13 protein-coding genes are annotated in these 14,884 nt (G+C 49.6%); all 13 read left to right on the forward strand.

The window, feature by feature from the left end; genetic code table 11:
• The first annotated feature begins 30 nt into the window (after positions 1 to 30).
• The 13 genes from LZ463_RS22915 to LZ463_RS22975 all read left to right on the forward strand — a co-directional run bounded on the left by LZ463_RS22915 (position 31) and on the right by LZ463_RS22975 (position 14,469).
• A complete protein-coding gene (locus tag LZ463_RS22915; RefSeq protein ID WP_489686147.1) occupies positions 31 to 1,350 on the forward strand; it encodes a FliI/YscN family ATPase in 1,320 nt (439 codons plus the stop codon).
• 269 nt (positions 1,351 to 1,619) lie between these two features.
• Positions 1,620 to 1,847 (forward strand): hypothetical protein, encoded by a 228-nt coding sequence (locus tag LZ463_RS22920; protein ID WP_241458624.1) that lies wholly within the window; start codon positions 1,620 to 1,622, stop codon positions 1,845 to 1,847.
• A gap of 5 nt (positions 1,848 to 1,852) precedes the next feature.
• Positions 1,853 to 2,440 (forward strand): hypothetical protein, encoded by a 588-nt coding sequence (locus tag LZ463_RS22925; RefSeq protein ID WP_241458625.1) that lies wholly within the window; start codon positions 1,853 to 1,855, stop codon positions 2,438 to 2,440.
• Positions 2,441 to 2,481: 41 nt separating this feature from the next.
• Positions 2,482 to 3,552: a FliM/FliN family flagellar motor switch protein gene (locus LZ463_RS22930; RefSeq protein ID WP_489686143.1), complete on the forward strand. Its 1,071-nt coding sequence runs from the start codon at positions 2,482 to 2,484 to the stop codon at positions 3,550 to 3,552.
• The gene (gene sctR, locus LZ463_RS22935; protein WP_241458627.1) at positions 3,549 to 4,208 is read left to right on the forward strand and encodes a type III secretion system export apparatus subunit SctR; all 660 of its coding nucleotides are present in this window, start codon (positions 3,549 to 3,551) and stop codon (positions 4,206 to 4,208) included. Before LZ463_RS22930 ends, sctR begins: the two co-directional genes overlap by 4 nt.
• A 9-nt stretch (positions 4,209 to 4,217) precedes the next feature.
• Positions 4,218 to 4,481 carry a type III secretion system export apparatus subunit SctS gene (gene sctS, locus LZ463_RS22940; RefSeq protein WP_277624151.1) on the forward strand — a complete coding sequence of 88 codons (264 nt, stop codon included), beginning with the start codon at positions 4,218 to 4,220 and terminating at the stop codon, positions 4,479 to 4,481.
• A 239-nt stretch (positions 4,482 to 4,720) separates the two neighbouring features.
• Entirely contained in the window at positions 4,721 to 5,524 is an 804-nt protein-coding gene (gene sctT / locus LZ463_RS22945; RefSeq protein ID WP_241458629.1) for a type III secretion system export apparatus subunit SctT, read from the forward strand.
• Positions 5,521 to 6,618 (forward strand): type III secretion system export apparatus subunit SctU, encoded by a 1,098-nt coding sequence (gene sctU / locus LZ463_RS22950; RefSeq protein WP_241458630.1) that lies wholly within the window; start codon positions 5,521 to 5,523, stop codon positions 6,616 to 6,618. Before sctT ends, sctU begins: the two co-directional genes overlap by 4 nt.
• Positions 6,619 to 6,999: 381 nt before the next feature.
• Complete coding sequence (locus LZ463_RS22955; protein ID WP_241458631.1) at positions 7,000 to 7,407, forward strand: hypothetical protein; 408 nt, start codon at positions 7,000 to 7,002, stop codon at positions 7,405 to 7,407.
• Positions 7,408 to 7,805: 398 nt separating this feature from the next.
• Positions 7,806 to 9,734, forward strand: a complete 1,929-nt coding sequence (locus LZ463_RS22960) for an ATP-binding protein (protein ID WP_241458632.1) — start codon at positions 7,806 to 7,808, stop codon at positions 9,732 to 9,734.
• Positions 9,735 to 9,796: 62 nt separating this feature from the next.
• A complete protein-coding gene (locus LZ463_RS22965) occupies positions 9,797 to 10,429 on the forward strand; it encodes a response regulator transcription factor (protein WP_241458633.1) in 633 nt (210 codons plus the stop codon).
• A 216-nt stretch (positions 10,430 to 10,645) separates the two neighbouring features.
• Positions 10,646 to 11,125, forward strand: a complete 480-nt coding sequence (locus tag LZ463_RS22970) for a type III secretion system chaperone family protein (protein ID WP_241458634.1) — start codon at positions 10,646 to 10,648, stop codon at positions 11,123 to 11,125.
• Positions 11,122 to 14,469: a hypothetical protein gene (locus tag LZ463_RS22975; protein WP_241458635.1), complete on the forward strand. Its 3,348-nt coding sequence runs from the start codon at positions 11,122 to 11,124 to the stop codon at positions 14,467 to 14,469. The genes LZ463_RS22970 and LZ463_RS22975 overlap by 4 nt, the downstream gene beginning before the upstream one ends.
• Positions 14,470 to 14,884 lie beyond the last annotated feature (415 nt).

Genomic DNA, 14,884 nt, shown 5'->3' on the forward strand with positions numbered 1-14,884 from the left:
ATTGAAACTGCTTTGTCCAAGCTGCAAGAGATGGTTGCGGTCAAGATCGCCGGACTGCCTCAAACACCTGGGCTGAACTGCCATGGAAAGGTCTCACAGGTATTGGGCAGCTTGATAGAGGCACATATGCCGACGGTGCAAATTGCCGAACTATGTCATCTCCATAACCCGGCCGGAGCAGGCATACCCATGCTGGCCGAGGTCATCGGCTTTACCGACAAGGCCGCCATACTGTCTGCGCTGTCGCCGCTTGAGGGAGTTTCCAGCAAAACGTTGATCACCCCTTTACGACGTGCGCATATGGTTGAAGCGGGAGATCATTTATTCGGATCGGTGCTCGATGGTTTTGGCCGCTGGCAGTACCGGGCTCCTGCGGCAAAGAATGTCGTGTCTACATGGCGAACACATGTCCCTGTCATACGCGATGCACCCAAGGCAGTTGAACGGCCACGCATAGTACAGCCTCTGACAACGGGCGTACGAGCCATCGATGGCTTGCTCACCATGGGGCAAGGTCAGCGCATGGGTATTTTCGCCGGACCGGGATGTGGCAAGACTACCCTTATGGCTGCGATAGCACGGGGTTGTGCTGCAGACGTCATTGTCTTTGGCCTCATCGGTGAACGTGGGCGTGAACTCAATGAATTTTTACAACACGAGCTGGACGAAGATTTGTTGAAAAAAACCATCATCGTTTGTGCAACTTCGGACCGCACTTCCATGGAAAGGGCGCGGGCTGCTTTCACTGCGACTGCAATTGCAGAGGCCTTCCGGGATCGCGGCAAGAAAGTCTTGCTGTTGATCGATTCCCTGACGCGTTTTGCCAGGGCTCAGAGGGAAATTGGCCTGGCCGCCGGTGAACCGCCGGCGCGCGGGGGCTTTACACCCTCTGTTTATACCATGTTGCCCAGGTTGATAGAACGGGCAGGCAATTCCGGTGAGGGCTCAATTACAGCGATGTATACCGTGCTGGTTGATGGTGAATCGACATCAGACCCCATTGGTGATGAAGCAAAATCCTTGCTGGATGGGCATATCCTGCTCAGCCGCAAGCTGGCTGAACAGGGACATTACCCCGCCATCGATGTCTTGTCCAGCATTAGCCGTGTCATGAGCAATGTGGTCGGAGATGTGCAACGCAAAGCCGCCGCTCGCTTTCGCGAATTACTCAATCGTTACCAGGAAATTGAGTTACTGGTCAGGCTGGGTGAGTACAAAATGGGTACGGATACCCAAATAGATAAATCCATACAGTTGCGTCCTGCTCAGCTTGATTTCTTGCGCCAGGATACACGGGGCTTCTCTGCTTTTGACAACACATTGGCTGTATTGACGGGTCTGGAAAAATGATACGGCGTTTGTCTGTGGGCTTCTCGTTGACTGGTCGTCTTCGCCAGGAAGCATACGATGTACCGGAACCAGTGCGCAAAGACTGTCCTCTCGAAAAACTGGTCAGGATACGACGCCAACGCATTGAAAAGAGTGAACGGGATTGCTTGCGTGCGCGTCAGTTCTGGCGTGAATGCCGATTGCAACTTCGACAAAAAAATCAGGGAAGCAAAGAAGCAGAAAGCAGGGCACAGCAGTACTGGCAGCAGGCGCGAAGAGATTTCTTTGACATGTCTATCAGTAGCGGACAATTCAGGGCGGCCAAGGCTGCATTCAAAAAAATGCAGGCGGCTGCTGCAGAAATGCGGACGTTGGCTCGTGCGGCAGTCAAAGAAAGCAGGTTTGCCAGAGTTGCTTATTTCAGAGCCCGAACCAGTCTGGCAGAAGCCAGGAAGCAAGCTGAAAAACTTGATTTGATGATTGAAGAGTTGCGACGCGCAGATGGTCAAGAGGAATAATTGAGATGAACAGAACAGCGCACGTGCAAAGACTGCCAATTAATGTGACAGGACAAAAGTATGACGGACAGACAGAAGACAGCTGCTTTGAAGAGGTATCTGCCAGGCTAAGGAAAAAGCGTACTGCAAAATCACAACATGTGACCGAAAGGCAGGATCTGGCAGCAAGATCTGTTATTGATGACTTACCGGAAGAAACAGATGACTGCGAGGACCGGCAGACACTTTGCCTGCCAGTGCAACTGCAAGATAAAGCCGACACTGCCACCGAAGCTGATGGCAAAACCAGTCTGGGACAATCGGGCGCCGCCGCCTTGCTGCTTCAGCTTCCAGGGATGGAAGGCGCCAGTATTCTCACTGAATTGGCAGACATTCATCAGGGTGGCATTTTTGAATTGCTCTTGCCAGGAGGGGAAAAACTGGCCGTTGCCGCCAGCCTGGGCAAGAACAAGGTTAATTTCCTGCTCTATCCAGCCAATCAGCAACGATATCTGCATTTGACTACCACCCGCAAGGAACTCGAAGGCGGATTGGAGCGACAGATGAATAAGCAAGTCAGTGTCACCATCCTGCCATGGCAGAGTGATGGCTGACTATGGAAAGACATCAATGAACGCTCGAACGGTATTCAATCATGCACTTATCAGCCTCGAATTTGCAAACTGCATGGAAAAGATATTCATTGACAGTCGAGACACTGTCAAGAACGAATGCCCTGTTTGCCAACAAGACTGCCAATCCCTGTTGCCGACAGATGAAATTGGGCAACACCACGATTAGTCTGAGAGTCGGACCGACTAAATCACCTGATCCTGCCGGAGCAAAGGCAATCAGGTTGCTTGCTGGTTTTGGCACAATGGAAATAGCAAATGGCCTTGATTTCATCCGCCTGTTTAGCGGACTCGACATATCACCAGGTGACCTTGATGAAGAATTGCAGGGAAGCTGGTTGCAGCGGCACATCATTGGTCATTTGCAGGAGAGCCCGTTTGCTTCAGTACACACTCTGACAGCGATACAGGATGGAGGCGATGTCACGCAGAGGTGTTTGGATTTGAGTTGGGCAGGTGATGGCCATAGCTTTATTACCAGAGCGACAGCCAGTGAAGAAAGCTGGCTGGGTTTCTTGTCCGGGCGAGAATGGCAGAGCCACACTGCGCACCACGTCAACATTGAAAAAATCACGGTACCGGTAGATGTTTTTCTCGGGTGCCATACCATTCATCGCGCGCGTATGGCTGGTCTGGAGAGAGGGGACATTTTGCTACCCACCCAGTCTTGCTTTTCAGTAAGCGGCACAGGCTATTTGCGTTGTGGGAATTTAATACTGCAAGTGAAATTTGATAGTCCGCAAGTCATGCATATCATTAAAGTGGAGAAGCAGATGAATCAACAGGAACCGGCGGAAGAAACAGGAAATGTGCTTGTCGAACGAAAAGCCCTGGACCATTTGATTGATGCCGCGACATCTGAAACATGCATTTCCTTGGATGAAATGCCGGTCAGGCTTGATTTCAGGCTGGGTAGTTGTCAACTTGAATGGGCGAGTTTGCGCAACGTGAACAGCAACTCCATCTTGTTGCTTGAGGATGGCAATGCCGGAGCAATACAGATCATGGCAGGCAAGCGCGTCCTCGGAATAGGGGAGGCAGTTGATGTCGACGGTCAACTGGGTGTGCGTATTACTACCTGGGGTCGCTCATGATGAGTGGCCAGTACGATGTGGTGTCGTTCGCGGTACTGCTGGGTTTGCTGGCGCTGGTGCCATTGCTTGTCGTGAGCACAACCTGCTTTTTGAAGATTTCGCTGGTTTTACTGGTGCTGCGCAATGCCATCGGCGTGCAGCAAGTGCCACCTACACTCGCCATTTACGGTATCGCCCTTGCCGCCAGTGTCTTTGTCATGGCACCAACGATACAGGAAACAGGCAGTCGCATTCTCAAAAAAGACGTCCAGCTTGAGCAGGCTCGCAGCCCGGAATTACTGGCCCACGCTGCAAACAGCTTTGAACCGCTGCGTGCTTTCATGCTCAGGTTCAGCCGTCCTGAACAGAGGGAAGAATTTCTTGCGTCTGCTAAAAAGCTCTGGCCCAAGGAGGCGGCAAGAGATGCTCGCTCCAGTGATGTGGTGATACTGATACCAGCATTTGTCGTCTCAGAGCTTCAGTCCGGTTTTGAAATAGGGTTTTTGATCTATATCCCTTTTGTTGTGATTGATCTGCTGCTCGCCAATTTGCTGATGGCTCTCGGCATGCAGCAGGTCAGTCCGCAGACGATCACCGTTCCCTTGAAGTTATTGCTGTTTGTCCTGGTAGGCGGCTGGGGCAAGCTACTCAATGCACTCGCCATGTCCTATATCTGAAAGGGATAAATGGAAAACACAGTCCACTATTTTCAACAAGGGCTATGGCTGGCAGTGATCATGTCCGCTCCTCCCTTATTGATCGCCACGATATGTGGTGTGATCGTTTCACTGATACAGGCAGTAACGCAGATACAGGATCAGTCTCTTCCGTATGTCGTTAAATTGCTTGCAGTCGCCATTACGATGGCGGCTTTGGGGCGCTGGTTCTGCAGCGAACTGATACAGTTGTTTGGCATGGCATGGACCTTGATACCGAATGTCGGGCGCTAGTGGACTGTCACAGTGGAAAGCGAAGTGTCTGCCATGTGCTCGACGATCATGGCGGCGTTGCAAATACGCGCGATAGCCCGCTATCGCTGTGTTTATTTGTCAAAACCTTGCCTTGCCCTGATTCGCCGGGCACATGTCCTTCACTTCCCGCTTTCACTGTGACAGTCCACTCGTTTTCACGGGAGCCTGGCAAGGCTGATTTTTGCGGCACGAGTGTAACCCAGGAGTTGTAAAACAGCATGCATCCGTCGCTACTGCTTGATATTCAATATGGCTTGATCAGCATGGCGCTGATCTTGCCGCGTGCCCTGGTTTGCCTCACCATCCTGCCGGGTTTTGGAATCAGGACCTTGACCGGTATGGCAAAAAATGCCGTAGCCGTGGCCTTGTCCCTGCCTGCACTGATACCGACGTTCTGGCAAGTTCATCAGACACCACCGGACGTGATGATAATCTGTGTCCTGAGCTTCAAGGAAGCGTGCATAGGGCTGCTACTGGGCACAGTGATGGCCATGCCGATCTGGGTGGCCCAGTCAGTTGGTTCGATACTGGATACACAGCGCTTGCCCATACAAGTGCAGGCTAACAACGCTTCTGTTGATCGTGATGCCAGTGCGTTGGGCGCCATGCTGCTACAAGCGGTGGTCTTGTTGATGATACAGGCAGGTCTGTTAATTGCATTCGTCCGGATACTGTTGGAAAGTTATGGTGTCTGGCCCCCTTTCGCAATGGCGCCGCCATTTGGGAAAGGGCAATTTGATGTCCTGGTCAAACAGTTTTCAGAGTTCTTCTGGCACATCATTGTTTATGGCGGACCAGTCTTGATCCCGCTTTTGCTGGTTGACTTTGGTGTGTCCATGGTTGGGGCGTTTGCCTCCAATCTGCAAATCTCCAGTGTATCTTCGCCTTTGAAATGCATTATCGGACTCTTCATTCTGCTGGTTTACTGGCCCACATTTTCGCATTATGTCGTGGGTGACTTTTCACATGTGCTGGATTTCACGGCATCACTGCTGCAAGCCAAAGGCCAGGTGTCACGATGAGTGAAGAAAAAAATGAAAAGCCCACGGACAAGAAATTGGAAGATGCCCGCAAGAAGGGGCAGGTGGCGGTCAGCCGGGACCTGGCGAAATTGATATCACTGGTGGCCGTCATGGAACTGGCATTCTTGACTGAGCCTCTTTGGCGTGCCGCCATGATGACGCTGCTGGAAACTTCAGTCACCACTATTGGCTTGCCATTTGAACAGGCGGCTGACACGGTGATGCAGGCAGCCGTCAGTCTGTTGTTTCTGATTTTTTTTGTGTTTTTCCTGGTCTGTACTGTGATTGGCATGTTTGCCTATTGGGGGCAGATAGGTGTGTTATGTGCTTCCGAGGTATTGAGCCCGAAATTTGAAAAGATAGATCCCGTCAATGGCATGAAGCAGCTGTTCTCCAAGAAAAAATTGATGGAACTGGTGCTCTCCCTGATCAAGGCCGGCCTGATAGGCTTGCTGGCTTACAGTCAGATCAGGCAAAATTTGCCGGACATTGTGCAGCTTTCAGCGGGCAATCCGCTTCATATCTACTTTGGTTTTTTTAGCCTGGTGCGCTCGACTTTTCATGTGCTTGTCGTTTTGTTCCTGATGATCGGATTGCTGGATTTTGCCATGCAAAAATACCTGCATGTCGAGTCACTGAAGATGGATATGGAAGAGATCAAGCGTGAGTACAAAGAATCAGAAGGTGATCCCCTGGTCAAAGGAATGCGCAAGCAACTGGCACGACAGTGGGCCAGCGAGGCGCCCGTCAGTAAAACTTCTGAAGCCAATGCCGTCGTCGTCAACCCTACTCACTTTGCAATCGCCATCTTGTTTGATGAAAGCACACCCGTGCCCAAGGTACTTGCCAAAGGAAAAGACGAGGTCGCCCGGGCGATGATAGCCCGCGCCCACGAGTGCGGCATCCCTGTAATCAGGCATGTCTGGCTGGCGCGTACCTTGTACTGTGCCTGCAAGATGAATAGTCTGGTTCCTAGATCAAGTTATGAAGCAGTTGCCATGGTGTATGCAGCCATTCGCGAACTCATGCATGATAAAAATGCTGTCCTGGAACTGGAAAGCCTGGGACAGGCAAGCGCTCAGTACCAGCAGTAATAAAAAAAATGTTCATGTACAAACAGGCACTTCAGTAAATCGACGAGGGCGTCATGGTCGCCGTGTCCCACATAGGTGATGAGCATTGCGACAATCAGCACGGTCAACACAGGATGTGCGAAGTGTTTTTTTAATAAAATCATCCATCCCCTCATTTCTTTCTGGTTTGTCTCAATGGCCAGTGCAATTTTGTCTATGCACGCTCTGATGAACAGACAACTATTTACTCTGTATCAAGCCACATCATGACTTGATCTCAAACGAATATTGTTAAGGAAATATGGAACTGTTACAAATTGTATCAAGGTGTTATTGTTATTGCAAGTGTAAATATTTTAGAAAAATATTTGTTTTTTCTTTTGACTTACCTGGAAAACATGGATGACCCAGTTGATGCTTAACTGCGGCAGAAACGGTATATCTGATGATGGCGCTAAAAATTTATTCATCGATGCACAGCAAAAAGTAGAAACAGCCATATGTGTCGCCGCCGGCAAGGGGATAGTAGCGACATTCCTGGATGTCGCAGGTCTGGCAAAAGCGAGCACTATGATCAAAACAGCCTTGGCTGAGGAAAAAAAGAAATGGAATCAAGTCGCAAAAACCACAGGTCACCAGGAAGTGAAAGCGGGCGAAAAATTAAACCAGATGCTGAATGTGCTCAATACCCGGCATCACATGCAAATGGCTCATTTAAAGGGTACTTCGATCACCGGGCATCATTACACCAAGGCAGAACCTGCTATCGAGATTTACTTTCTGCGCAGCGGACCGGGGACAATGGAATGACCCTGGCTGTGAATACATCCTGATTGTCGGCATCGGCACGCAGCATCAATCATGCCATGCAACATATCATGACAAGAGCAGCGATGAAAAAATCAGGCTCTCAAGAGTAATTGCACCGTGGATTTGATGGCTGCGCGAACAAGGTCTTGATGCTCATGGGACAGGGCGAAATTTTTTTGTCATGCATGACAAAAGCAGTCTTGATTTTGCGACGGCCTTCAGGACAAGAGCAGACTCATACGCTCTGGTCACATAGCAGCCTTGTGCTGCTCCAGTCGAGATCAGCGATTGAGTCATACGTTTGTATGATCTTCAAACCGCCATGCTATCCAGTACCATTATTGTAATTTCCAGCAATATTTGTTACTGTTTTAATCTTGAAAATTAAATAACACAAGATGCTTCAACCCACCATTTCCAGTTTGAGCTTGTGGTACCAGAATTGGGGTTCGCAATTCGTTGAAGTGCTGATGCTCTTCATCTTTATCTATACTTTTGTCAATTACAAGACCCTGAGGCTGAGGCTGAACCAACACGAACTGGAAGAGCAGATCAGGATTGCCAATGATGAAGCCGAGTTGTCTTCTGAGTCTCTCAAACGTCTGGGTGAGGTCGGGCGTGAGCTTACGGCAAATCTCGACAGTGATGCCATTTTCGACAGCCTGCGCCGCAACATAGAAGCCCAGCTTGATCCTTCAGTGTTGATTATCTACTCTGTCTGCAAAGCCAGGAATCAACTTTTACCCATGTATGTCTGGGAAAATGGAAAGCGTGCTCCAGGTAATTTTTCGATTGACCTGAATTCACCGCACTCTGCTGCCGCCAGAGCAGTGACGAGCATGCAGGAAATCCTGGAGAACCCTACTCTCGGAGCGCAAGATTCAGGTAATGTCCGTGCCGCACTCTACACGCCGCTGGTGGTAGGTTGTGAATGCATAGGGGTGATCTCGGCACATTTTTCTGCTGCTTCTTTTTCGGCACGCCACAGGCAGGTATTTCAGTCGCTGTGCGCCTACACCGCCATTGCATTGAACAATGCCAATAACTTCAGGGAGCTCAACCTGTTGCTGGGCGAGCTCAAGGCAACCCAGGAAAATCTTCTTGGCATCAATGAAAGCCTGATGCAGATGAAGTCTGAACTGGCAACAAAAAATAGGGAGCTTGAAAATGCCTATTATGTACAGGAGAGGCAAAAAAATGAACTCGCCCGTTTTTTGGCTGTAGCCAGTCACGATTTACGCCAGCCCATGCAGGCTATCAATCTTTATCTCGGTGCATTTGAAAATTTTGAGGTGTCGGCCGAAGCCAGGCATGTGCTGAAAAATATCCATCAATGTGCCGGTATCATGGAAGGTATGTTCAAGGGCTTGCTGGATTTATCCAAACTCGATGCTGATGTTGTTGAGCCTGACTTGCAACTGGTGTTGATGAATAAACTGCTACAAGGAACACGCATAGAGTTTGAGCATATTGCACGGCAAAAAAACCTGCAGCTCAGGGTAGTTCCCTGCCATAGTTTCGTCAGGACGGATCCCTTGCTGCTGGAACAGATTCTACGGAATCTGGTTTCCAATGCCATACGCTATACATCCAGTGGCAAGATATTGATAGGCTGCAGGCGTCAGAAAACTCACTTGCGTCTTTGTGTCTATGATACCGGTGCTGGAATTGCACCGGAGCATCAGGAGCATGTGTTTGATGAGTTTTTCCAGATTGAAAAGACTGCAAAAATACAGGGGCGTGGCCTGGGCCTGGGCCTGGCCATTGTACGCCGCATTGCCAGCCTGTTAGACATCGCGCTGAGTTTGAGATCGCAAGAGGGCAAGGGCTCGATGTTTGCTGTTGACCTGGATATGGTGAAGATGGATATTGAGCCTGCTTACCAGCTTCCCGGCAATGTTGTACACCCTCTCGACTTGACGCTCATACGCGGCAAGACCATTGCCATCATCGAAGATGAATCGAGCATACTCGACAGCATGCGTATTTTGCTGGAAAACTGGGGAGCACACGTTCTGGCGACACATTCCTGTGCGCATTTCCTGGAAAGGATTGATCAGGTGCGCAACCGGCCGGATTTGCTGATTTGTGATTTCCATTTGGGTGAAGGTATGAATGGCCTGGAAAGTATTCATTTTTTGCGGGAAGAGTTTAACCGTCTCATTCCCGCCATCATTATCACAGGCTCCGTGGCGGAGCCTGCATTAAGCGATGCCGGGGCAAGTCATATCAGCGTATTGCACAAACCCTTGAATGCGCTGGATTTGTGCCAGGTCATTATCAGGAATGTGCAGGCTTCAGCCGAGGAGACGACTCAGGAAATTTGAGACTCAGAAACCGTTTTTATCGCTCGCGATTCCGATTTATTTTTTTCAGTTACCACTTCCATATGAAAAAACATGCACTGATCATCGAAGACCACCCGTTCTACTCGGATGCATTGTCATTGTTTCTCAGGGAACATTTTGGTTTTGAGCAAATCAAGATCGTTACTTCGACTGAAGAAGGGATAAACCAGGTCAAGCAAGTACAACAGATTGGGCTGATTATGCTGGACCTGGGCTTGCCAGGTGTAAAAGGTGTTGACGCGGTCGCCATACTCAAGCGCCATTACCCGGCGGCGGTGATTGTGATCATTTCAGCTTCTGACGAAAGGCGTGAAATCGATGCTGTGCTCAAGGCTGGTGCAACAGCATTTATTTCCAAGTCTTTATCCAATATGGAAGTCAAGACGGCCCTGGAAAAAATCCTGTCAGGCGAAGAGCTGTCTTCAAGAAATTTCTCGCAAAATAATTGTGAATCAGAATATCAGCAAGATAATTTGACGGACAGGCAAAGAGAGGTACTGGCCTTGCTTTGCCAGGGCCTGAGCAACAAGGAAATATGCTTGCGCCTCAACGTGGCTGAAGTCACAGTCAAGATACATGTTTCAGCCATTTTCCGTGCTCTTGGCGTCTTCACCCGCACCCAGGCCGTACTGGCGGCGAAACGCATAGGCTATGCCCATCTGAACAGCCCATAAATCCCTTCCAGGTTGATCAGTCACATCATCCCCTGGTTGCCTGTCATGAAAATGTCATGCAACCTTTGCCGGTTCAGGCCCTACCTATAGGCTGTTGCCAGTCCTTTGGTATTTGTCCTTTGCACTGGCATATTCGTTCCTTCAATGCTGTTCGCCCTTATTGCGGCGTGACAGTGTCTTCCGTCGCACGGAAAGATTCAGCTCATGAGGCCAGACATGTCCAGTAATACCTATAACCGGTTCATCAAAGAACTTTGTGCACTCTGCCAACTCTCCCCTTCAGGGGATTTTTATGACAATACCAATCTTGTCATTGATGGCGTGAATTTCTCGCTGTTCGAATGTAAGGCATCGGAAGCGGGAATCGCTGTCTACTTCTGCGATGCCGGCCCAATTGACCAGGGGAAAATAGAGAGCGCTTCAAGGCAGGCACTGATCGCCAATCTTGCATGGTTCACGGGATTTTCTCCCAGTTTTGCGATTGATCCTGACAGGCAGCGTTTTGTATTGACCGGACGTTTGAACATCTCTGCCGGCGTCGTCGAAAATCTGATATTGCTGGGCCAGGTTGCGCACCTGTCGCGGCAATGGCAGGTAGATCAAGAAATGCCAGATCTGCTCTTGGGGCGATCTGGTAACGTTCGCCGCCATCACAGGGCTGCGATAAATTCTGTTCCCGAAAGGACCAAGGTATGACGCGCCCGCACAATTTCGCACATGGCTGGAATGTTGCCGGTGCAGCCCAGATACCGTTTGCGATTCAGGCACCGATCAATTTTGGTGTGCCTGTTGCCCAGAACATGTTACCGCTGGTGCAAATCGGCAGTCATGCTGTCGCACGTCTGTACAGAAACACGGCAGACAACGTGAAACGCAACTGGAACCTGATCGTACATAACGTCCCCGTCAGCGAACCAGATGCCAGTGCGACCAGTTGCTCGCGTCATCAGCAACAGTATCATCAGCAAGTGAAAATGCGACTATATCATGCAGCTGACGACGGTAGTCTTGGTTTGAAAAACAGTGAAGAGATACTCGATTTTTATCGCACCTGGGAGCAAGAACTGACCAGGCCGGTAGCAGATCAGCAATGGGCACCTGTTGTTGAAAAATACAAGCTGGCTCAGGGGAAAGATTGCTGGAGCGCGGCAGAGAAGGGATTCAAGTCCTTTGGCCGCAATATGCAATGGAGTGGCGTTGCACCAAATGTAATAGGACTTCTCGCCGCCGTACCGGCGATTGCGATTATTGCCGCAACGGGTGGCACGGCCATTCTGCCAGCCGCCATAGTTGGTCTTGTTTCGACATTGGGATCAACGGCAATGATACCTAGATGGAGCGCCGAGTTGCATTTGAAAATTATTGTCTGTGCTGACTTGCTGCGTGACGGTACATTCAGGGCAACACCTGTCGATGACGAACTGCTGCCCGCCCGCGCAGAGCTGATTGAACAAGCCAGTGAATTATTTCGTCAATGTCTACCCCTGCTGGACGATAAGAAAAGTGCTTTACCTGCCAACTTGAAGCAGCCTTGCAAGCCACGTCAGTTTAAAAAAATCGCGCATAAGCTGATGCGAGATGGATTTCAACTTCATCCCGAACAAAAGCAGCAATTGCTGGCCATACGGCAGGAATTGCAAGAAATAAAAAGCAAGCTGGCTATTCATGATACCAACGACAAAGCCACCCAGGCTGGTGTGCAGCGCGGTATCTTGCTGCGATTGGGCAAGGCGTTGCCGGATACCATGAGTGGCCTGATTGAAGGAGTGGTGAATGGTGCGATGCACTCCCATCTGCCCTTTGGTACGCTGATACGCCTTGTCGATTTTCTTGTTTCATCTTTACTGCTGGTGTCAGATATCGGTGCGCCGGCTGACGAAATAAAGAAAAATGATGCAGCCATTGAAGCCTGGCTGAAGTCCGGCAAGTTGCTGGCTTTGCGCCGCAGTGGTCATGAAGAGATCGCTACTGCAGACCTGAGCACCGATGATATTGATCTCGAACTGTTTAGCAAGACCTTGGCGCCACGTCTTGAAATTGTACTGGAGCAGGTGAAATATCAATTCAAGGCAAATATCCTCAAGACCCAGGAAAAATTGGCCATCCATCTCGGCATGGGACCGGCTGAACTGGTATTGCTCGATAAATTGGAAGAGCAATCAACAGAAAACAGGGAACTGGCCAACACATATGATGAGCCAACAAGCCGGCAAGCAGAACTCAACAGCAAGGCCGGGCATGTCATGTTGCCTGAACACAGTGATGAACTATATGCACTGGAAATCCTGCATGCTTTGGATCGGACGGATCAGACCAGCGAACTCAGCTCGTCAATACAGCATGCCTGTGACAGGCTGGATTTTGACCCGGTGGAATACTTCCAACTCAAAGCCAGGCTGAACCGGCCCGGCTGTATGCAAGAGAGGCATTATGATTTGCAGGATGTATTGCACGCAACTTGCAGCATGCAGCAAATCAACGAACTAAAAGACAGCTATGAAGTTTGCTGCCATGCGGGCAAGGCAATCTTTGAGAACGACATCTTGCTGGCGGAACTCCAGCAGAAACTAGCTGATGCCGGGCCGGCAGATATGAAACCGTTGAAAAAAGCGATTAAGTTCTTGAAAAAAGACCGATACCGTTCTCTGAAAGACATCCGAAAAGTGGAAAAATCAAGCAATAAAATATTGCAGAAAGCAGGATTAACTGAGAGTAAAAATTATAAATCTGAAGAGATTTTTGATTATTTTGGCCGACGTCGGCAATTGCCGATATCTGCAAGCTGGGATGAGCTGCGCGCATTTCGCAACATGCGACAGCAGTTGCAGCAGGCATTGGATCCCTTGGGATTGAACAGTGCTGATCATGAGCGGGTTTATGAAGCATGGTGTCAATTGCAGCCGATATCCCAGAGCCGCCAGGCGCGCTGGAAAGAACTCAGAAATAAAGCCGCAAGCAGTCTTGATCCGCAAATCAAGACATTGGCAGCCACCTGCGAGCAGTTTGTAAAGAAAACCCGGGTATTTGAGACCCTGAATATGGATGAGCAGCAATCTTTAAGATACCTGCAGCCTTGTGATACCGAGAGACAATTCAACATGTATGCGCAGGCCCGGTCTGACTGGATAGCGCAGCATGCTGATACAAGCCAGGCAGAACAAGCATGGACCAGGCTCTGTCATGATACTGGGAGTGATATGCATGCAGCTATGGCGTCATTTGATCTGGATGAGTATGGTGAGTGGAAAGATAACGCAGTCTTCTTGAAACGGCATCCATATCTCCCTGGCGACCTGGCAGAGATTTACCGCATTTATGAGAACAAGCATCAGCAGGCGAAGGAAAATTTGCCTGCTGATGATAAAGAATATGTCGTGCTCCATGAGTTACTGCAACAGCAAAAGCAGGACCTTCAATGTCTGGAAGAGGGGATGCAGAATGCAGCAAGTCAAGGCAGCGGAAAAGGCTGGAGTGACATGTCGCAAGAAAGCAGGGAGGTACTTAATTTCTCTGTGCAGGCAAATAAAAAAAGTGAGCTCATTACAGTTGGGCGACGGACCGCACAAGCCAAGTGGATTGCCGAGGAATTGATCCCGCAGATTGTACAGAGATACATTTCACCATTTCAGTTGGTGGTGGCAGGTTCGCCGGCACCGCTGGTAGCCGGTAGCACGGTTTCACTGATCAAGGCGACTGGCGAGCATATAGGAATGGGGGCACCTGTGGCGATCGCGAGCGTCTCATACGCCTTGCAGGTCTGGATGGGGATGAGTCTTCCGGCCTTCATGAGCTATAAGTATGAAGTCAGAAAGAAATTGCTTGCTGATATCAAGAATGGCACTTTCGAGTATCGTGAGCGACGCGGGTCAGAGTATTGGGGCCGGGTTTTGAGTGACGTCGCCGGTGGGATATTCACCGTGTTGAGTCGGGAAAAAAGCAGGGTGAGGGCTGTAGAAAAAAGTATCCGTAGTATGGATGAACTGATCAATGCCACTCAGGGAGATGGTTTTTCTCTTGAGAACGAAACTGAATATCGCTAGATATCAAAGGGTTTTATTCACTTGCGTACAGGCCCCGGCTGACCAGACCGTGTGGCCAGGGAGCGCAACCGGGTGTAGTGGTGCAGCAGTTGCAAGCTCTGTTGTGGTCGGTGCAGCCTTTCTTCTTTAACCTGGCATCTTTATAAACCACGGGTTCTTCGTAGCCCGGGTTGTCCTTGTCTCAAAAGGATTTGAATTCTTTATTCACTCTTTGTTACTTCGACAGTAGCAACGCCAGTCAGTGAGCATCATACGTTTGTATTAGTTTCAATGACAAACATGCCATATACAATCAATCGTCATTAAAGCACTGGTATCGCATTGAGTTTTGTTGAGAAATTGAAAGCAGGAATGCTCATAGAATGGTTTCTATCAGGCTGAGACATCCCTTCAACAAGATGGTCAACAAGGATGT

Source organism: Undibacterium paludis, from assembly GCF_022568815.1.
Taxonomy (GTDB): Bacteria; Pseudomonadota; Gammaproteobacteria; order Burkholderiales; family Burkholderiaceae_D; genus Undibacterium.